We start from the raw sequence: 19,285 nt of genomic DNA, 5'->3' as shown, positions 1-19,285 counted from the left end.
TTGGATGAGGTCGGAATTGATACGGGCACTAAAATTATACCAGTGCTTGAGGCCGCCTATGGAGAACGTTTTAGCGCACCTGCAAATGTTGTTGCTTCAATTTTGAATGATGATCGCAAAGGTAGAAAAAATGGTCGGGGTTTCTATCTTTATGGCGCGAAAGGGCGTAAAAGCAAAAAACAGGTCGACCCTGCAATTTATACGCTTATTGGCGTCCAGGGTCAGGGCCAACTCACAGCCCCGCAAATTGCAGAGCGGTGTGTCATGTTAATGCTTAACGAAGCAGCACGCTGTTTTGGTGAGCAGGTCGTCCGTAGCGCACGTGATGGCGATATCGGCGCTGTATTTGGTATTGGTTTTCCGCCATTCCTCGGCGGCCCGTTCCGGTATATGGATTCTCTCGGTACGGGTGAAGTGGTTGCGGTTCTGCAACGACTGTCCACGCAATATGGTTCACGGTTTACGCCGTGTGAACAGTTATTGCAGATGGCGGAACGTGGTGAAAGATTCTGGAATATCGGGGAAACTGACCTGAATTCATGAGGTCAAAGGTAGGATGAATCCGCACCGAATGTATGGGTCGCGCTCAAAATGTAAACAGAGATTGACTATACTTACGCCGTTGAGGTAAAAAACAGCGTTTCATTCGGTGAATGGATAAGGCACAATGCCGGCCACCACATCGTTACCACGGTCAATAGGGGCGGTGAATAAAGGTGTTGGTGATCCTGGTTAACAAAAGCGGTGCAATATGCAAGTTTTTATCATGCGTCACGGCGACGCGGCCCTCGATGCCGCCAGTGATTCGGTTCGTCCTTTAACCTCTTGTGGTTGTGACGAATCTCGCCTGATGGCGAACTGGCTTAAAGGTCAAAAAGTGGATATCGAACGTGTTCTGGTGAGCCCGTTCCTACGAGCCGAACAGACGCTGGATGTGGTGGGAGAGTGTATGAACCTGCCAGCCGGTGTGGATGTTTTGCCGGAGCTGACTCCCTGCGGCGATGTCGGTCTGGTCAGCGCCTATTTACAGGCTCTGGCCAATGAAGGTATCGCCACGGCACTGGTAATTTCTCACTTACCGTTAGTGGGATATCTGGTGTCTGAGCTTTGCCCGGGTGAAACGCCGCCGATGTTTACCACATCTGCGATTGCCAGCGTAACGCTTGATGAGAGCGGAAAGGGCATTTTCAACTGGCAGATAAGCCCGTGTAATTTGAAAATGGCAAAGGCGATTTAATCGAACCCGTGCCACGTTTCATCGTCCGGATAAGGCACAGCCGCTATCCGGAAAATCAAAGAGCCGCAAATGCGGCTCTTTCTGTTTTCTGCATCAGGGAAGTTCGGGCGGCAGCCACTCTTCCACTTCAATCAGCACCAGCAGCGCGGCGTCACCACCGTACTCTTTCGGCGCCTGATGAAAGGCCATCACATGCGGATGTTGTGCCAGCCAGAGCGGCGTTTGCTGCTTAAGAATATGCTTCCCGTGGCCATGCATCACGCAGGCGCAAAACACATGCTCACGACGGCAGGCGGCGATCAGCGCGCCTAACTCCTGTTTGGCCTGCTGCTGGGTCAGCCCGTGCAGATCGAGAAACAGCTCCGGGGAGTAATCGCCACGGCGCATTTTCTTCAGTTCGAAATGGCTGACGTCGGCACGCAGGTATCTTACCGGGCCGTCCGTATTCAGTAGCGGCTGAAATTCGTCCGAGAAATAGTGGCTGGCATCCGCCTGTTCCTGCAGCAGCTTTTTAACCGGAACCTCGGTGATTTTTTTACGTGGCGGTCGGTGAACAATGGTGTCCTGTTTAATTTTACGCGTGCCGGTCATCAGCTGGCGAAACAGCGTCTGATCCTCCTCGCTGAGCGATGTTTTCTTTTTCATTCGAGCATCTCATCTTTTAATTTCCGTTAGTTTAACCCGACTCGGCGGGTATCCGATCGCTTAAAACGCAATTTTCGCGCTCAGGCTCCGCGTGAATGCTGATTTATCGCCGTCTTCGTGGCAAACTAGCCGCCGAAATTAATACGAGCATGCCCTGGAGAAATACGTGGATAAAATTTTCGTCGATGAAGCCGTGAGTGAACTGCATACCATTCAGGACATGTTGCGTTGGGCGGTCAGCCGTTTTAGCGCGGCGAATATCTGGTATGGCCATGGCACGGATAACCCATGGGACGAGGCCGTACAGCTGGTGCTGCCGTCGCTTTATTTGCCGCTGGATATCCCAGAAGATATGCGCACTGCGCGTCTGACTTCCAGCGAACGCCATCGTATTGTTGAACGCGTGATTCGCCGCGTCAACGAGCGCATTCCGGTGGCTTATCTGACTAACAAAGCCTGGTTCTGCGGGCATGAATTTTATGTCGATGAACGCGTGCTGGTTCCACGTTCACCGATCGGCGAGCTTATCAATAACCGCTTTGCGGGCCTGATTAATGAGCAGCCGCAGCATATCCTCGATATGTGTACCGGCAGCGGCTGTATTGCCATTGCCTGCGCGTATGCCTTCCCGGAAGCCGAAGTCGATGCGGTGGACATTTCCACTGATGCGCTGGCGGTGACCGAGCACAACATTGAAGAGCACGGCCTGATCCATCATGTTACGCCGATCCGCTCCGATCTGTTCCGCGATCTGCTGAAGGTTCAGTATGACCTGATTGTGACCAATCCGCCGTATGTCGATGCAGAAGATATGTCCGATCTGCCAAACGAATACCGCCATGAGCCTGAGCTGGGCCTGGCCTCCGGTAGCGATGGGCTGAAACTTACCCGCCGCATTCTGGGTAACGCCCCGGACTACCTGTCAGATAACGGTATTCTGATTTGTGAAGTCGGAAACAGCATGGTACATCTGATAGAGCAATATCCGGATGTACCGTTCACCTGGCTGGAGTTCGACAACGGCGGTGACGGCGTATTCATGCTGACCAAAGAGCAGTTAGTTGCTGCTCGTGAGCACTTCAGCATTTATAAAGACTAATTACACGCGCACATACACAACACTCATAACGGAGCCGTGATGGCAGGAAATACAATTGGGCAACTCTTTCGCGTAACCACTTTCGGCGAATCACACGGGCTGGCGCTCGGTTGTATTGTCGATGGTGTTCCGCCGGGCATTTCTCTGACAGAAGCTGACCTGCAGCACGATCTCGACAGACGGCGTCCGGGCACATCGCGCTACACTACGCAGCGTCGTGAGCCGGATCAGGTGAAAATCCTCTCCGGGGTGTTCGAGGGCGTTACCACTGGCACCAGCATTGGCCTGCTGATCGAAAATACCGATCAGCGTTCACAGGATTATGGCGCGATCAAGGATGTTTTCCGTCCAGGACACGCCGACTATACCTATGAGCAGAAATATGGCCTGCGCGATTACCGTGGCGGCGGACGTTCATCCGCACGTGAAACGGCGATGCGCGTTGCGGCTGGCGCGATTGCCAAAAAATATCTGGCGGAAAAATTCGGCGTCGGAATTCGCGGTTGCCTGACGCAGATGGGTGATATTCCGCTGGAGATCAAGGACTGGTCTCAGGTCGAATTGAATCCCTTCTTTTGCCCGGACCCGGATAAAATTGAAGCGCTGGATGAACTGATGCGCGGGCTGAAGAAAGAGGGCGACTCCATCGGGGCGAAAGTAACCGTTGTTGCAAGCGGCGTACCTGCGGGTCTCGGCGAACCTGTATTCGACCGTCTGGATGCCGACATCGCCCATGCGCTGATGAGCATAAATGCCGTTAAGGGCGTTGAGATTGGCGACGGATTTGACGTTGTAGCGCTGCGCGGCAGTCAGAACCGCGATGAAATCACCAAAGACGGTTTTCAGAGCAACCATGCGGGCGGCATTTTGGGCGGGATCAGCAGCGGGCAACAAATTATTGCCCATATGGCGCTGAAACCGACGTCCAGTATTACCGTACCAGGGCGTACCATTAATCGCTTTGGTGAAGAAGTCGACATGATCACTAAAGGTCGTCACGATCCGTGCGTTGGGATCCGCGCAGTGCCGATCGCTGAAGCAATGCTGGCGATCGTGTTGATGGATCACTTGCTGCGTCAGCGGGCGCAAAATGCGGATGTGAAGACCGATATTCCACGCTGGTAAAAATGAAAAAAACGGCACTTGCGGCGCTGGCTCTGTTTGCCAGTACCGCCTGTCTGGCGGCGACGCCCTGGCAGAAAATTACCCATCCGGTTGCAGGCAGCGCGCAGTCTATCGGCGCGTTTTCCAATGGCTGTATAGTTGGCGCAGAGACGCTGCCTGTACAGTCAGAACACTATCAGGTAATGCGCACCGATCAGCGTCGTTACTTTGGCCATCCGGATCTGGTGAGGTTTATCCAGCGTCTGAGTAATCAGGCTAATAGTCAGGGGCTGGGCACGGTGTTAATCGGTGATATGGGCATGCCGGCCGGTGGGCGATTTAATGGCGGTCATGCCAGTCACCAGACCGGGCTGGATGTGGATATTTTCCTGCAACTGCCGAAAACGCGCTGGACCCAGTCACAACTGCTGCGGCCACAGGCGTTAGATCTGGTCTCGCAGGATGGTAAACGTGTTGTACCGTCCCTGTGGAAGCCGGAGATTTTCAGCCTGGTAAGGCTGGCTGCAAAAGATAATGAAGTAACGCGTATTTTCGTGAATCCGGCGATTAAGCAACAACTTTGTCTGGATGCAGGGACCGACAGGGACTGGTTGCGTAAAGTGCGGCCATGGTTCCAGCACCGTGCGCATATGCACGTCCGGTTACGTTGCCCTGCCGACAGCCTTGAGTGCGAAGATCAACCGTTACCGCCACCGGGTGACGGCTGCGGCGCGGAGCTGCAAAGCTGGTTCGAACCTCCGAAACCTGGAACCACCAAGCCTGAGAAGAAGACACCGCCGCCGTTGCCGCCTTCCTGCCAGGCGCTACTGGACGAGCATGTACTCTAATGGATCATTTTGCCTCTCTGTTTATGGTGACGCCACTGCTGTTAGGTGTGCTTTTTTTTGTGGCGATGCTGGCAGGTTTTATTGATTCTTTGGCCGGAGGCGGTGGTTTACTCACCATCCCGGCATTGATGGCGGCCGGGATGCCACCTGCGCAAGCTCTGGCCACCAATAAATTGCAGGCCTGCGGGGGATCTATCTCTTCCTCCCTCTATTTTATTCGTCGTGGCGTGGTTAATCTGGCGGATCAGAAGCTCAATATCTTCATGACCTTTATCGGCTCAATGAGCGGCGCGCTGCTGGTTCAGCATGTGCAGTCAGACATTTTGCGCCAGATCCTGCCGGTTCTGGTTATCTGTATTGGCCTTTACTTTCTGTTAATGCCGAAAGTAGGGGAAGAGGACCGGCAGCGTCGATTGCACGGGCTGCCTTTCGCGCTGGTGGCCGGAGGCTGCGTCGGTTTTTACGATGGCTTTTTTGGCCCGGCGGCGGGGTCGTTCTACGCGCTGGCCTTTGTCATGCTGTGCGGCTACAACCTGGCGAAATCGACGGCCCACGCCAAAGTATTAAATGCCACCTCGAATATCGGTGGGCTGCTGTTGTTTGCCCTCGGCGGTAAAGTGATTTGGGCGACCGGATTTGTGATGCTTATTGGCCAGTTTATTGGCGCACGGATGGGCTCTCGACTGGTGCTCAGCAAAGGACAAAAACTCATTCGGCCAATGATTGTCATCGTCTCCGCCGTGATGAGCGCCAAGCTACTTTATGATAATCATGGACAGGAGATTCTCCACTGGCTGGGGATGAACTAATGAATAATACGCATCACTACGAACAGTTAATTGAGATTTTTAACGGCTGCTTTGCCGATGAATTTAATACCCGTCTGATTAAAGGCGACGACGAACCGATCTATCTTCCTGCGGATGCGGAATTACCGTATCACCGTATCGTTTTTGCGCATGGTTATTACGCCAGTGCGTTACACGAAATTTCACACTGGTGCATCGCCGGTAAAGCCCGTCGTGAGCTGGTCGATTTTGGTTACTGGTACTGCCCGGACGGACGCGACGCGAAGACACAATGCCAGTTTGAAGATGTGGAAGTGAAGCCGCAGGCGTTTGACTGGTTGTTTTGCATGGCGGCGGGGTACCCGTTTAACGTCAGTTGCGACAACCTCGAAGGGGACTTTGAACCGGACCGCGTGGTATTCCAGCGCCGTGTTCATGCTCAGGTAATGGAGTACCTGGAAAAGGGGATCCCTGAACGTCCAGCGCGTTTTATTAACGCGTTACAGAATTATTATCACACGCCTGAACTTACGGCGGAACAATTCCCGTGGCCCGAAGCGCTCAACTGAAGCCGCTGCCACGTTTACAATGAGGAAAGAAGATGATCGCGGAGTTTGAATCACGCATTCTGGCATTAATCGACGATATGGTAGAGCACGCCAGCGATGATGAGTTGTTTGCCAGTGGTTATTTGCGTGGGCACCTGACGCTGGCTGTGGCTGAGCTGGATGCTGGCGAGGACCATTCCGCTGAGGCATTGTACGCCAATGTGACCAGCAGCCTGGAAAAAGCCATCAGCGCTGGCGAACTCTCGCCGCGTGACCAGGCGTTAGTGAAAGAGATGTGGGACACTTTATTTCAAAAGGCAACGCAATAATAATTGCAGTGGATTGTGCCGGATGGCGACGCGAAGGCGTCTTATCCGGCCTACGTGGACGGGGATTGTTGGCCTGATAAGCGTAGCGCCATCAGGCAATGATGAGATGGTATCTTATTTCACCGCTTTACCCTTCAATAACTTCCTTACCCACAGACGATTCGGATTCAGCGCAGCCAGCGTGCTGGCATCCATAGGGATAGGTTCATCGCTCATTTGCGATGCCAGAATTTCTGCACATAGCGGGGCAGTACACAGCCCGCGCGAGCCCAGCGCACCCAACATAAATAAATCGGAATAAACCGGGGCGTTTACGGCGTGCTCTCTGTCTTCGGCAAGAGTGGCATACTGGCTGAGCGTGGCGTCATAATCCGCGACGTTGCCGACCATTGGCATGTGATCGCGCGTGGCGCAGCGCACGCCACAACGGGCGGCATTGCCACTAACGTCTACTTCTTTTGCCCACGCGGCATTCGGGAAACAATCTATTAAGCGCTGACGGTTTTGCTGCTGATCGTCAGCGCGATACACCGTTTCTTCACTTCCGCGATGATAGCTGGCGCCAATGCAGTGCTGCTGGTTTTGCGGGTTGTGCGGCGTGAGGTAGCCGTCATAGCACAGCACCTGACGCAGCGCTGAAAGCGAAGGCGTAGCAGGAATGTGACTCACCTGACCGCCTACGGAGTACACCGGTAGCGACTGCGTTTGTTCAACGCTGTTAATGCGATGCCCGTTAGCCAGAACTACCGCAGCGTGAGTGGCGGTTGCTCCACTGGCAAACGCCAATTTCCAGTTTTCTGTCTGTCGAGACAGTGAGGCCAGCGTATGTTGATACCGGGTGCGTAATCCCAGCGTTGCGGCATAGTCGAATACGGCGGCGGTTAACTGTGCCGGACATAGCCATCCTCCGGCGGGGTACTGAATCCCGCCGCATCCGGTTTTTACGCCTGTCGTTTGTAAAACCTGCTCTGCGTCAACCCCGACGGCGAGCGCATCGGGCAATTCAAGGGACAACATTTGGTCGATTTTTTGCTGGCTTTTCTCATCCCACGCCAGTTGCGTCACGCCGCACCAGTCATGCGCGAACTCAACGGGGAGGGCGTCATACAGCCGGCGGGCGAAAGTAAACGCGGTGGGGAAAAAGAGATTAATGGCCGCGTCATGCTTGCTCAGTAGCGGATAAAGAGCGCCCTGGCGATTGCCGGATGCACCCCCGGCTGGGTTGTCGTCGGCGCAATAGAGCGTGACCTGCCAGCCGCGGCGTAGTAACGCCAACGACAGCAATGCGCTGGCAATCCCCCCGCCAATAATGGCGGCTTCGCGTTTATCTGTTCCGGTACGTGCAAACCAGGGTGCCGAGGAGGGGAGCGCCAGCGTCTTATCCATTACGCCACAAAGCATTTCTCGTTTGCGACCAAAGCCTTTGCATTTTTGCATCGTAAATCCGGCTTCCTGCAATCCCCGACGCACAAAGCCTGCTGAGGTGAAGGTCGCCAGCGTGCCGCCGGGGCGAGCCAGACGGGCCATTGCGTTAAACAGCGTTGGCGTCCACATATCCGGATTTTTTGCCGGCGCGAAACCGTCCAGAAACCAGGCATCCACTTTTTGATTCAGGGAGTCATCCAGCTTGCTGGTCAGTTCATTAATATCACCAAACCACAGATCCAGCGTGACGCGTCCTTCATCAAGGAGCAGGCGATGGCATCCCGCTAACGGCAGCGGCCATTGCTCTTGTAGCGCCGTGGCCCACGGGGCAAGTTCTGGCCAGTGCTGATGGGCTAAGGTCAGATCTTCACGCGTCAGCGGAAATTTTTCAAAACTGATGAAATGTAATCTTTCCAGGGTAGCGTCAGGGTGGGTATCGCGGAATTCGGCAAATGCCTGCCAGAGTGTCAGGAAGTTAAGTCCGGTGCCAAACCCGCTTTCTGCCACCACGAAGAGGGGACGTGAATGTGCAGGGAATCGCTGGGCGAGATGATTCCCGCCGAGAAAGACGTAACGTGTCTCTTCCAGCCCGTTATCATTAGAAAAATAGACATCGTCAAAATCTCGGGAAACAGGTGTACCCTCAGCGTTGAATTCAAGGTTGGCAGGTTGTATAGCGTATTGTTTCACGTAAGTTACTCGTCTGGCAGGCTGTGCCCCGATCTTAGCGATGAGTGCCTGGCTGCGCAAATTTCCACATTAAATGGCTGATCGGACTTGTTCGGCGTACAAGTGTACGCTATTGTGCCACTCGAAACTTTAAAATAGTGCGACTTACAGAGGTATTGAATGAAACGTGCAGTGATTACTGGCTTGGGCATCGTTTCCAGCATCGGTAATAACCAGCAGGAAGTCCTGGCATCTCTGCGTGAAGGACGTTCAGGGATCACTTTCTCTCAGGAGCTGAAGAACTCCGGCATGCGTAGCCACGTATGGGGCAACGTAAAACTGGATACCACTGGCCTCATTGACCGCAAAGTAGTGCGCTTCATGAGCGACGCATCCATCTATGCATTCCTTTCTATGGAACAGGCTGTGGCTGATGCCGGCCTTGCAGCAGAAGATTACCAGAATAACCCGCGCGTTGGCCTGATTGCAGGTTCCGGCGGCGGCTCCCCGCGTTTTCAGGTGTTCGGTGCTGACGCAATGCGTAGCCCGCGTGGCCTGAAAGCGGTTGGCCCGTATGTGGTCACCAAAGCGATGGCGTCCGGCGTTTCTGCCTGCCTCGCAACGCCGTTCAAAATCCACGGCGTAAACTACTCTATCAGCTCTGCCTGTGCGACATCTGCGCACTGTATCGGCAACGCAGTAGAACAAATTCAGCTGGGCAAACAAGACATCGTTTTCGCTGGCGGCGGCGAAGAGCTGTGCTGGGAAATGGCGTGTGAATTCGACGCCATGGGCGCGCTGTCTACCAAATATAACGACGATCCATCCAAAGCTTCCCGTACCTATGACGCACACCGTGACGGTTTCGTTATTGCTGGCGGCGGTGGTATGGTCGTGGTCGAAGAGCTGGAACACGCTCTGGCACGTGGCGCGCACATCTATGCGGAAATCGTCGGTTACGGCGCAACGTCCGATGGCGCAGACATGGTTGCTCCGTCTGGCGAAGGCGCAGTACGTTGCATGCAGATGGCGATGCACGGCGTAGACACGCCGATCGACTACCTGAACTCCCACGGTACTTCTACTCCGGTAGGCGACGTGAAAGAGCTGGGTGCGATTCGTGAAGTGTTTGGCGACAACAGCCCGGCAATCTCCGCAACCAAAGCCATGACCGGTCACTCACTGGGCGCGGCTGGCGTTCAGGAAGCTATCTACTCTCTGCTGATGCTGGAACACGGCTTTATCGCGCCAAGCATCAACATTGAAGAACTGGACGAGCAGGCGGCAGGTCTGAACATCGTGACCAAACCGACCGAGCAGGCGCTGACGACTGTTATGTCTAACAGCTTCGGTTTTGGCGGCACCAACGCTACGCTGGTTATGCGTAAGCTGTAAGCGTAAGACTGAAAGATTATGCAAGAGGGGAGCCTGATGGCTCCCTTTTTTTATCTGTTCATCTTTTCGTATTCCGGCGCGATTTGTGCGGACCAGGTTTTAGCGCGTGCAATATCACCGGCGCTGTAGATAGGGTGTTCAAATTGATTGTCCAGATCCCGTACGCGGTAAATTTTCCAGCGTCCTTCTTCCCAACGCGTATACACCTCCAGCTGTATGGGGGCTTCTCCCCTCGGCCCGCCTAATTGTACTTCCACCGTTTCGCCACCGAGAAACGGCTGAGCGGGTTTAACCCGTAACAGCGGGATCCACTCCGGATCGTAATCCTGAACGTACATAAAGTAGTCCGAATTCAGTATTTCCTGCTCGTAAAGGCTGTCAATCAGAGCCAGACGATTGATAACGTCTTTCGCCACATAGCGTTGCATGAGTGCGGATGTATCCCGCTCTTGTGTGTAAGCGGACATCCATGCGAGATAGAATAGTTTTACATCCCGGGAGCTGTCGTGGCGCGCCGCAGAGCAGCCGCAAAGTAACAAAACCAGAGCAACCAGCGAGAGCGATTTCATTATGGTTTCCTGTAAATAGTAAATGACGGTTTTGCCGCCCGATAGCCAGGTCCGGCCCACATATCACGTTGTCTAAAATCGGAGTACCACGCCTGACCGTCAAATATCGCCATATGCCCGCTTGGGTTTCCTCCCTCATAAGGCTGAATGATGATGACATCTCCTGCCCGGGGCTGTTCAAATGTGCCGATGGGGCTGAAACCGGCACTTCTTAGCATGGGGCCATAATCTTTGGCATGATAAGTATGCCCAAGAGTGATGCCTCCTGCCTGAATGGCTTTGCGGGTATATTCCGCACAGCGTCCTTGAGAATGTGACCCCGCGTGTGATTTAGCGTGATTAACTGCTGTTGTTTTATTCCAGCTCATCGATGTTCCTGTTAATTGATTATGTAATAACAACGTGTATTTCTTTAACAGGATTCAAACTGATAAAAATGACCGATAATGCTATTAATATCTTTAATACATTAGCCTTTAATATAAAATAATTGGTTGAATGAATTTTTATTAATTTATTTATAATTGATGGTTATTTTTTTTGGGGTTTGTTTCTCTGATTTAGAGAGATAGCGTGATGGCCAAATTACGTCCGGCGTAGTTTCAAGCGCCTGCGCGATGATCAGCTCCGCCCGAGGCCAACTGCGGGTAAATACATTGCGTAAAGAGTCGGGAGATAACCCCGCTGAACGCGAAAGCTCTCTGAGCGTAATACCTCTTTTTTCCAGTGCACTTTTAATATCTGCACGATGCCAGTCTTGGCTTTTGTGTTCCATTCTGTAATCCTAAGAAGATGTGTTATCGGCACCGATATTTTTCAGGTTGTAAATTAGAAAGACAAAAGAACGTTACTTTCTTTTTGTCGTAGGAATATTGCCAGAATTAATTTGAAATTTCGCGAAAAAGAAAAAATATTTTTATTTCATCAGCAGAAAGGAAAGAAACTGATGGTAAAAGAGTGGTTCACGGTCAAGGAGTGTCTTGAATTACCGGGGTTTCCTGGAAGCGCACCCGCTGTACGCCTGCGCTTAAATACCTACAGTGAAGGGAAAGAGGGCGTTAAGCGCAAGCGAGCGAAATCTAAGGCCGAGGAATTTCATATTTCTGTGTTCCCACTGTATGTACGCTCGTATCTGAATGAAAATGAGAAAACAGAAGCACCAGATTGCAACATCGTGCAGGAAGCAGGACCCAAAGAGATTTGGGATATGATGTTCCTGCTCCTGACGCCGCAGCAGCGTGAACAGGTAACCGGGCGGTTCAGAACGAAAGGCGTTGAAGCGGTATTTCCCTTTTTGTTCGTAGAGAAGTCATCGCTTTGAAACGCACTGCTATGCTTTCACAGTTGACAGCCAGGGCCACTCGCAGGCAGACTCCAGCTTCAACATTATCCTCTTGATAATGCGTAAGCGTTTAACGTTATCCAACGCACCTTAATCCTGATAGTCAGGTAGAGGGGGCGTGGACATTCCTCGCCTTACTCTGCATTTTGGAGTAACGCATGACAGCTGTAACCCAACAAGAAAAAACACCTTCGGCGAATTTTTCGCTGTTTCGTATCGCTTTTGCGGTTTTCCTGACCTATATGACGGTCGGTTTACCTTTGCCCGTCATTCCTCTGTTTGTGCACCAGGAGCTGGGCTATGGCAACACCATGGTCGGTATCGCCGTCGGCGTACAGTTTCTGGCAACGGTATTAACGCGCGGCTACGCCGGGCGCTTAGCCGATCAATATGGTGCTAAACGTTCGGCGCTACAGGGGATGTTTGCCTGTGCGCTGGCGGGCGCGGCGTGGCTGTTAGCCGCGCTATTGCCCGTTTCCGTTCCGGTGAAGTTTGCGTTGTTGATTGTCGGGCGCTTGATCCTTGGTTTTGGCGAAAGTCAGTTGCTCACCGGAACGCTGACCTGGGGGCTGGGGCTGGTTGGGCCAACGCGTTCTGGCAAGGTGATGTCGTGGAACGGGATGGCGATTTACGGCGCGCTGGCCGCGGGGGCGCCGCTGGGGCTTTTGATCCACAGCCACTTTGGCTTTGCGGCGCTGGCAGGAACCACGATGGTATTACCGCTGCTGGCATGGGCATTCAATGGCACCGTGCGCAAAGTGCCTGCACATGCAGGAGAGCGTCCTTCGTTATGGAGTGTGGTAGGGCTTATCTGGAAACCGGGTCTGGGCCTGGCGCTGCAGGGCGTGGGTTTTGCGGTAATCGGTACCTTTATTTCGCTCTATTTTGTCAGCAACGGCTGGACGATGGCGGGTTTCACCCTGACCGCATTTGGCGGGGCGTTTGTGCTGATGCGTATTCTGTTTGGCTGGATGCCGGACCGGTTTGGCGGCGTGAAGGTTGCCGTTGTTTCGTTGCTGGTTGAAACCGCGGGTCTGATTCTGCTGTGGCAAGCCCCAACAGCCTGGGTTGCACTGCTTGGAGCGGCATTAACCGGGGCCGGGTGTTCGCTTATCTTCCCGGCCTTGGGCGTCGAGGTCGTGAAGCGAATGCCTGCCCAGGTTCGTGGTACGGCGCTGGGCGGTTACGCCGCATTTCAGGATATCTCCTACGGCATAAGCGGTCCGGTCGCCGGGGTGCTGGCCACTGCGTACGGTTATTCCTCAGTGTTCCTTGCCGGGGCGATATCCGCTGTGGTGGGGATTATTGTAACGTTGCTTACGCTGCGTAAAGGTTAAGCGACCAGCCAGAAAATGGCTAACGCAATCATCAATGCAACAAACAACAGTCCCGGTCGTGCCGACAGAGATTTAACCGTTTCAATCACTGGTGCGAACGGGCTGAAAATGGGTTGAAGATGACGCGGATCGTTTAATTCCTGCTCCCGGTCACGTTCCACGCGGCGCAGGAAGATTTGATTGAGCAAGTCCTGCACCTGCACCGTGGTCAGAATCGATTGTGGTTGGATCTGATACGTCTGCTGCGCGTACTCTTTTATTGCTGTCAGCTCATTCGGCTCTAATGGCAGCTTCAGCGCAGCCTGGAGCGTTTGTAGCGTCGGGGCGCTTTGCAGGCTGAGCGTTTGGCGCGCCTGCAGCCAGGTGACCAGGTGCGTAAACTGTTTGGCAGGGATCAGCTCGCCGCTTTTTACGCCAGACAGCTCCAGCATCGACTGCCAGATCATTTTCCCCGACTCTCCCGTGGCGGCCGCCAGCTTAGTGACCAACTGATTCAGCGTATTGTGCTCGGCGGGTAATAAAGGGCGATCGGTTGCCGGCCGCTGTTGTGGCTGCGGAATTGAAAGCTGCCCCTGCTGCAACAGCGCGAGCACGTTCTTCAACTGCTCTGGCGTGAGCTGGCTGAGCGCTGTCTGCCCGTACTGTTGACGGATGAAATCACTCACCGCCTGGCGATTATTTCCCTGACTCAGTAATTCAGTGAGCTGCGACAGAACCTGACGGTTAGCATGATTCTGCTGAGCAATCCCCAGACGCTGATTCAGGTTTTGTTCTGCTGCGGGGAAGTGACGTGACTGCAGCGGTGTATCGTTTTTAACGCCCAAATCGTGCTTCATTCCGGCCCACACCTCAGCGCTTTGCTGTTGGGTAAGCGAAATCAAACGGGTAATCAGTCGTTCCAGTATGGTACGTTGTTGCGTGGATAACGGTTGTTCACCCGCAGCGGAAGGGGCATTTTGGCCTTCGCCGGGAGGGCGTGCGGGCGTACCTGAAATGGGCTGCATCATCTCTGTTCCTTAAATCTGTGCTGACCAGGTCTCGCAGTATGCCTGGCGGCGAGATTATGGCACACTTGCCCGGTTAACTCTCGTTCTCAAACAGGTGCGAAAGACGTGAAAATCCTCGTTGATGAAAATATGCCCTATGCCCGCGAACTGTTCAGTCGTTTGGGGGAGGTCAAAGCGGTTCCCGGTCGTCCGATTCCCGTTGCTGAACTGGATGATGCGGACGCTTTAATGGTGCGCTCGGTGACGAAAGTAAATGAATCACTGCTTGGCGGAAAACCGGTTAAATTTGTCGGTACGGCAACCGCTGGCACAGACCATGTGGATGACGCCTGGCTTGCACAGGCGGGGATCGGTTTTTCCGCCGCGCCCGGTTGTAACGCGATAGCGGTCGTAGAATATGTTTTTTCAGCGTTGCTGATGCTGGCGGAGCGTGACGGGTTTGCGTTACGCGATCGCACCGTAGGCATTGTGGGTGTGGGCAACGTGGGCGGGCGTTTGCAGGCGCGCCTGGAAGCGCTGGGTATCCGCACCTTGCTGTGTGATCCACCGCGTGCCGATCGGGGCGACGAGGGCGATTTCCGCTCGCTGGACGAACTGGTAGTGCAAGCTGATGTGCTGACTTTCCATACGCCGCTGTTCAAAGATGGCCCCTACAAAACGCTGCATCTGGCGGATGAGGCGCTGATTAGCCGTCTGAAACCGGGCACCATTCTGATTAATGCCTGCCGCGGACCGGTCGTGGATAATTCCGCCTTACTGAACCGACTCAACGCCGGGCAGCCGCTGAGCGTCGTGCTGGATGTCTGGGAAGGGGAGCCGGATCTCAATGTGGCGTTGCTGGAGAAAGCCGATATCGGCACGGCGCACATTGCTGGCTATACCCTCGAAGGAAAAGCGCGTGGGACAACGCAGGTCTTTGAGGCCTATAGTAAGTTTATTGGTCACGAGCAGCACGTTGCGCTCAGTACCCTGTTACCCGCACCGGAATTTGGTCGTATCACCCTGCATGGCCCGTTAGATCAGCCAACGCTGAAAAGGTTGGTTCATTTAGTGTATGATGTGCGCCGCGACGATGCGCCACTGCGCAAAGTCGCTGGAATTCCGGGTGAATTTGATAAACTGCGCAAGAATTATCTTGAGCGCCGTGAATGGTCGTCTTTATACGTGATGTGTGACGACGCAGCCGCTGCAGCCCTGCTGTGTAAGCTGGGTTTTAACGCCGTTCATCACCCGGCACATTAATGTCTTCTTAATGCTCCCTGTCGAATAATGCGACAGGGACGCTTACGTATTTCTGGAGTAAATCACCATGTCTGAAGGCTGGAATATTGCCATTCTGGGCGCAACGGGCGCCGTAGGCGAAGCCCTGCTCGATACGCTGGCTGAACGCCAGTTCCCGGTCGGTGAAATTTATGCGCTGGCACGCAATGAAAGTGCCGGTGAGCATCTGCGTTTTAACGGTAAATCGGTCATAGTGCAGGACGTTGCAGACTTTGACTGGACGCAGGCACAGCTGGCATTTTTTGTTGCGGGCACTGAAGCCACCGCGGCATGGGCTGAAGAAGCAACCAATGCCGGTTGTCTGGTTATTGACAGCAGTGGTCTGTTTGCGCTCGAGCCTGACGTTCCGCTGGTCGTCCCGGACGTTAACCCGTTCGTGCTGGCGGATTACCGTAACCGCAATGTGATTGCGGTGCCAAACAGCCTGACCAGCCAACTGCTTTCCGCGCTGAAACCGCTGATCGATGACGGTGGCCTCTCACGTATTACGGTAACCAACATTATCTCGGCTTCCGCTCACGGTAAAAAAGCCGTAGACGCACTGGCCGGACAAAGCGCGAAATTGCTTAACGGCATCCCGATTGACGAAGATGATTTCTTTGGTCGTCAGCTGGCGTTCAATATGCTGCCGCTGCTGCCCGATCGCGAAGGTAGCGTGCGGGAAGAGCGTCGTATTGTTGATGAAGTGCGCAAGATTATGCAGGATGACGGCCTGTTAATTTCAGCCAGCATCGTGCAGTCACCCGTGTTCTACGGTCATGCGCAGATGGTGAATTTTGAAGCGCTGCGCCCGCTGGCCGCAGAAGAGGCGCGTGATGCCTTTTCTCGTGGTGAAGATATTGTTCTGTCAGAAGAGACCGATTTCCCGACTCAGGTTGGCGACGCGTCAGGTACTCCGCACCTTTCCATTGGCTGCGTGCATAACGATTACGGCATGCCTGAGCAAGTTCAGTTCTGGTCTGTGGCAGACAACGTGCGCTTTGGCGGCGCGTTAATGGCGGTGAAAATTGCGGAAAAACTGGTGCAGGAGTACCTGTACTAATGTCTGACCTGCAACAGCCGTCAACTCATAAAATTGCGCTGGGCATTGAGTACGATGGCAGCAAATATTATGGCTGGCAGCGCCAGAACGAAGTGCGTAGCGTTCAGGAAAAACTGGAAAAAGCGCTCTCTCAGGTGGCGAATGAACGCATTAATGTCTTTTGTGCGGGACGCACGGATGCGGGCGTTCATGGCACAGGGCAGGTTGTTCACTTTGAAACGACGGCACAGCGTAAAGATGCGGCCTGGACACTGGGGGTAAATGCGAATTTACCTGGTGACATCGCTGTACGCTGGGTGAAAGCTGTACCTGATGATTTTCATGCCCGATTTAGCGCTACGGCTCGCCGTTATCGCTACATCATCTACAATCATCGGTTGCGTCCTGCGATTTTAGGTAAAGGGGTAACCCATTACTATGAGCCGCTGGACGCTGAGCGTATGCATCGTGCAGCCCAGTGTCTGATTGGCGAAAATGATTTTACCTCGTTTCGGGCGGTACAGTGCCAGTCGCGCACACCGTGGCGTAACGTGATGCACATTAACGTTGAACGTTTCGGTGCGTATGTGGTGGTGGATATTAAAGCGAATGCCTTTGTACATCATATGGTCAGGAATATTGTCGGCAGCCTGATGGAAGTAGGTGCCCACAACCAGCCGGAGAGCTGGATAGCAGAACTGTTAGCGGCGAAGGACAGAACGCTGGCAGCGGCAACGGCGAAAGCGGAAGGACTGTATCTGGTTGCAGTAGATTACCCGGATCGGTTCGACCTGCCAAAACAGCCTATGGGCCCGCTATTTCTGGCGGACTAATTTGAGTCGTATAAAGGCATAACTATGGATCTGATTTACTTCCTCATCGATTTTATCCTGCACATTGATGTGCACCTGGCGGAGCTGGTCGCGGAATACGGTATCTGGGTATACGCTATTCTGTTTTTGATTCTGTTCTGCGAAACGGGACTGGTGGTCACGCCGTTCCTGCCAGGCGATTCGCTGCTGTTTGTTGCTGGTGCGCTTTCTGCGCTGCCAACGAACGATCTTAATGTTCATCTGATGGTGGCGTTAATGATAGTGGCGGCGATTGTGGGCGATGCGGTGAACTACACCATCGGGCGATTGTTTGGCGAGAAGCTGTTCAGTAACCCAAATTCCAAAATTTTCCGCCGCAGCTATTTGGATAAAACCCATGCGTTCTATGAGCGTCATGGCGGTAAAACCATTATTCTTGCGCGTTTCGTTCCTATCGTACGGACATTTGCGCCGTTTGTTGCCGGTATGGGACACATGTCCTACCGTCATTTTGCGATGTATAACGTCGTAGGCGCGCTGCTGTGGGTATTGTTGTTCACCTACGCAGGCTACCTGTTCGGCGATCTGCCGATCGTCCAGGAAAACCTGAAATTATTGATTGTGGCGATTATCGTCCTTTCCGTATTGCCGGGGGTGATTGAAGTAATTCGCCATAAGCGTGCTGCGTCACGGGCTGCAAAATAGAAAGTAACTCAGCGGTTCGACCACTTTTTTATCCAAAGTTTCGGGCTGTTATGTTTTAATGTGCAACATTCATGGTCTGTTAGGGGCAAAAATGGCATTATGCGCCCCTTATAACAAAGCTGACTAGGGTTCAGGCAGAAAGGTCACCAATGAGCTGGATTGAACGAATTAAAAGCAACATTACTCCCACCCGCAAGGCAAGCATTCCTGAAGGGGTGTGGACCAAGTGTGATAGCTGCGGTCAGGTTTTATACCGTGCTGAGCTGGAACGTAATCTTGAGGTCTGTCCGAAGTGTGACCATCACATGCGCATGTCGGCGCGTAATCGCCTGCATAGCCTGTTAGATGAAGGTTCTCTCGTGGAACTGGGTAGCGAGCTTGAGCCGAAAGACGTGCTGAAGTTTCGTGATTCCAAAAAATACAAAGACAGACTGGCTTCTGCGCAAAAAGAAACCGGCGAGAAAGATGCGCTGGTGGTGATGAAAGGCACGCTGCATGGTATGCCGGTCGTTGCTGCAGCATTCGAGTTCGCGTTTATGGGCGGCTCCATGGGCTCTGTGGTCGGCGCGCGTTTTGTCCGTGCCGTCGAACAGGCGCTGGAAGATAACTGTCCGCTGATCTGCTTCTCCGCTTCTGGCGGGGCGCGAATGCAGGAAGCGCTGATGTCTCTGATGCAGATGGCGAAAACCTCTGCCGCACTGGCGAAAATGCAGGAACGTGGTTTACCGTACATTTCCGTACTGACTGACCCTACCATGGGTGGTGTTTCTGCAAGCTTCGCGATGCTGGGCGATCTCAACATTGCTGAGCCGAAAGCACTGATCGGCTTTGCAGGTCCGCGCGTTATCGAGCAAACCGTACGTGAGAAACTGCCGCCGGGATTCCAGCGCAGCGAGTTCCTGATTGAAAAAGGCGCTATCGATATGATTGTCCGCCGTCCGGAAATGCGCCTGAAACTGGCAAGCATCCTGGCGAAGCTGATGAATCTTCCTGCGCCGAATCCGGATGAGCCGCGTGAAGGCGAGGTGGTGCCTCCGGTACCCGATCAGGAATCAGAGGCCTGATAGCTGATAAGGGTAGGGCCACTGGCTCTGCCCTTTTGCTTTTCTCTACGTCATAAAATT

At 53.5% G+C, this 19,285-nt stretch carries 22 protein-coding genes; 16 read left to right on the top strand and 6 right to left on the bottom strand.

Going from position 1 to position 19,285, the window contains the following annotated elements; all coding sequences use genetic code 11:
* Both EHN13_RS17725 and sixA read left to right on the top strand, forming a co-directional pair.
* On the top strand, positions 1-543 hold a 543-nt coding region (locus tag EHN13_RS17725; RefSeq protein WP_249039298.1), incomplete at its 5' end, for a 3-hydroxyacyl-CoA dehydrogenase family protein.
* A gap of 208 nt (positions 544-751) precedes the next feature.
* Positions 752-1,237, top strand: a complete 486-nt coding sequence (sixA, locus tag EHN13_RS17720) for a phosphohistidine phosphatase SixA (protein ID WP_101742328.1) — start codon at positions 752-754, stop codon at positions 1,235-1,237.
* A gap of 93 nt (positions 1,238-1,330) precedes the next feature.
* Here the strand turns inward: sixA and smrB are convergent, their stop codons facing one another.
* A complete protein-coding gene (gene smrB / locus EHN13_RS17715; protein ID WP_048211042.1) occupies positions 1,331-1,882 on the bottom strand; it encodes an endonuclease SmrB in 552 nt (183 codons plus the stop codon).
* A gap of 166 nt (positions 1,883-2,048) precedes the next feature.
* Here smrB and prmB point away from each other — a divergent pair, with 166 nt between their 5' ends.
* The 6 genes from prmB to EHN13_RS17685 are packed head-to-tail and all read left to right on the top strand — an operon-like array spanning position 2,049 to position 6,598.
* Positions 2,049-2,981, top strand: coding sequence for a 50S ribosomal protein L3 N(5)-glutamine methyltransferase (gene prmB / locus EHN13_RS17710; protein WP_003028173.1), 933 nt, complete (start codon positions 2,049-2,051; stop codon positions 2,979-2,981).
* A 39-nt stretch (positions 2,982-3,020) separates the two neighbouring features.
* On the top strand, positions 3,021-4,106 hold the full coding sequence (gene aroC, locus EHN13_RS17705) for a chorismate synthase (protein WP_124021818.1): 1,086 nt from the start codon (positions 3,021-3,023) through the stop codon (positions 4,104-4,106).
* Positions 4,107-4,108: 2 nt separating this feature from the next.
* On the top strand, positions 4,109-4,933 hold the full coding sequence (gene mepA, locus EHN13_RS17700; RefSeq protein WP_061068236.1) for a penicillin-insensitive murein endopeptidase: 825 nt from the start codon (positions 4,109-4,111) through the stop codon (positions 4,931-4,933).
* Positions 4,933-5,742 (top strand): sulfite exporter TauE/SafE family protein, encoded by an 810-nt coding sequence (locus EHN13_RS17695; protein WP_048211044.1) that lies wholly within the window; start codon positions 4,933-4,935, stop codon positions 5,740-5,742. The genes mepA and EHN13_RS17695 overlap by 1 nt, the downstream gene beginning before the upstream one ends.
* Positions 5,742-6,290, top strand: a complete 549-nt coding sequence (locus tag EHN13_RS17690) for an elongation factor P hydroxylase (RefSeq protein ID WP_003834819.1) — start codon at positions 5,742-5,744, stop codon at positions 6,288-6,290. The genes EHN13_RS17695 and EHN13_RS17690 overlap by 1 nt, the downstream gene beginning before the upstream one ends.
* A 32-nt stretch (positions 6,291-6,322) precedes the next feature.
* Positions 6,323-6,598, top strand: a complete 276-nt coding sequence (locus tag EHN13_RS17685) for a YfcL family protein (protein ID WP_003028163.1) — start codon at positions 6,323-6,325, stop codon at positions 6,596-6,598.
* A 114-nt stretch (positions 6,599-6,712) separates the two neighbouring features.
* On the opposite strand, the gene mnmC is transcribed toward EHN13_RS17685, so the two are convergent.
* A complete protein-coding gene (mnmC, locus tag EHN13_RS17680; protein WP_032949706.1) occupies positions 6,713-8,713 on the bottom strand; it encodes a bifunctional tRNA (5-methylaminomethyl-2-thiouridine)(34)-methyltransferase MnmC2/FAD-dependent 5-carboxymethylaminomethyl-2-thiouridine(34) oxidoreductase MnmC1 in 2,001 nt (666 codons plus the stop codon).
* Between the two features lie 159 nt (positions 8,714-8,872).
* On the opposite strand from mnmC, the gene fabB reads away from it, so the two are divergent.
* Positions 8,873-10,087, top strand: coding sequence for a beta-ketoacyl-ACP synthase I (gene fabB, locus EHN13_RS17675; protein ID WP_124021817.1), 1,215 nt, complete (start codon positions 8,873-8,875; stop codon positions 10,085-10,087).
* A gap of 50 nt (positions 10,088-10,137) precedes the next feature.
* Here fabB and EHN13_RS17670 read toward each other — a convergent pair whose 3' ends face one another.
* The 3 genes from EHN13_RS17670 to EHN13_RS17660 all read right to left on the bottom strand — a co-directional run bounded on the left by EHN13_RS17670 (position 10,138) and on the right by EHN13_RS17660 (position 11,431).
* Positions 10,138-10,656, bottom strand: a complete 519-nt coding sequence (locus tag EHN13_RS17670; RefSeq protein ID WP_048218340.1) for a YqhG/Tai3 family protein — start codon at positions 10,654-10,656, stop codon at positions 10,138-10,140.
* Positions 10,656-11,024 carry a hypothetical protein gene (locus tag EHN13_RS17665; protein ID WP_048218339.1) on the bottom strand — a complete coding sequence of 123 codons (369 nt, stop codon included), beginning with the start codon at positions 11,022-11,024 and terminating at the stop codon, positions 10,656-10,658. The genes EHN13_RS17670 and EHN13_RS17665 overlap by 1 nt, the downstream gene beginning before the upstream one ends.
* Positions 11,025-11,170: 146 nt before the next feature.
* On the bottom strand, positions 11,171-11,431 hold the full coding sequence (locus EHN13_RS17660; RefSeq protein WP_124021816.1) for a helix-turn-helix domain-containing protein: 261 nt from the start codon (positions 11,429-11,431) through the stop codon (positions 11,171-11,173).
* Positions 11,432-11,602: 171 nt separating this feature from the next.
* Between EHN13_RS17660 and EHN13_RS17655 the strand changes: the two genes are divergently transcribed.
* Both EHN13_RS17655 and EHN13_RS17650 read left to right on the top strand, forming a co-directional pair.
* Positions 11,603-11,977, top strand: a complete 375-nt coding sequence (locus EHN13_RS17655; protein ID WP_048212552.1) for a hypothetical protein — start codon at positions 11,603-11,605, stop codon at positions 11,975-11,977.
* A 179-nt stretch (positions 11,978-12,156) separates the two neighbouring features.
* Positions 12,157-13,335 (top strand): MFS transporter, encoded by a 1,179-nt coding sequence (locus EHN13_RS17650; RefSeq protein ID WP_124021815.1) that lies wholly within the window; start codon positions 12,157-12,159, stop codon positions 13,333-13,335.
* On the opposite strand, the gene flk is transcribed toward EHN13_RS17650, so the two are convergent.
* Positions 13,332-14,339 (bottom strand): flagella biosynthesis regulator Flk, encoded by a 1,008-nt coding sequence (flk, locus tag EHN13_RS17645; protein WP_124021822.1) that lies wholly within the window; start codon positions 14,337-14,339, stop codon positions 13,332-13,334. The genes EHN13_RS17650 and flk overlap by 4 nt on opposite strands.
* 108 nt (positions 14,340-14,447) lie before the next feature.
* Between flk and pdxB the strand changes: the two genes are divergently transcribed.
* The 5 genes from pdxB to accD all read left to right on the top strand — a co-directional run bounded on the left by pdxB (position 14,448) and on the right by accD (position 19,225).
* Positions 14,448-15,584: a 4-phosphoerythronate dehydrogenase PdxB gene (gene pdxB / locus EHN13_RS17640; protein WP_124021814.1), complete on the top strand. Its 1,137-nt coding sequence runs from the start codon at positions 14,448-14,450 to the stop codon at positions 15,582-15,584.
* Between the two features lie 67 nt (positions 15,585-15,651).
* Positions 15,652-16,665, top strand: a complete 1,014-nt coding sequence (locus tag EHN13_RS17635) for an aspartate-semialdehyde dehydrogenase (RefSeq protein ID WP_048211052.1) — start codon at positions 15,652-15,654, stop codon at positions 16,663-16,665.
* Positions 16,665-17,477, top strand: a complete 813-nt coding sequence (gene truA / locus EHN13_RS17630; RefSeq protein ID WP_124021813.1) for a tRNA pseudouridine(38-40) synthase TruA — start codon at positions 16,665-16,667, stop codon at positions 17,475-17,477. Before EHN13_RS17635 ends, truA begins: the two co-directional genes overlap by 1 nt.
* 24 nt (positions 17,478-17,501) lie before the next feature.
* Positions 17,502-18,161 (top strand): DedA family protein, encoded by a 660-nt coding sequence (locus EHN13_RS17625; protein ID WP_003028140.1) that lies wholly within the window; start codon positions 17,502-17,504, stop codon positions 18,159-18,161.
* Between the two features lie 149 nt (positions 18,162-18,310).
* Positions 18,311-19,225 (top strand): acetyl-CoA carboxylase, carboxyltransferase subunit beta, encoded by a 915-nt coding sequence (gene accD, locus EHN13_RS17620; RefSeq protein WP_115601722.1) that lies wholly within the window; start codon positions 18,311-18,313, stop codon positions 19,223-19,225.
* Positions 19,226-19,285 lie beyond the last annotated feature (60 nt).

This window comes from Citrobacter youngae (genome assembly GCF_003818115.1).
GTDB lineage: Bacteria > Pseudomonadota > Gammaproteobacteria > Enterobacterales > Enterobacteriaceae > Citrobacter > Citrobacter youngae.
The sequence above is the reverse complement of the archived record's forward strand: the minus strand, read 5'-3'. Positions and strand labels throughout refer to the sequence as shown.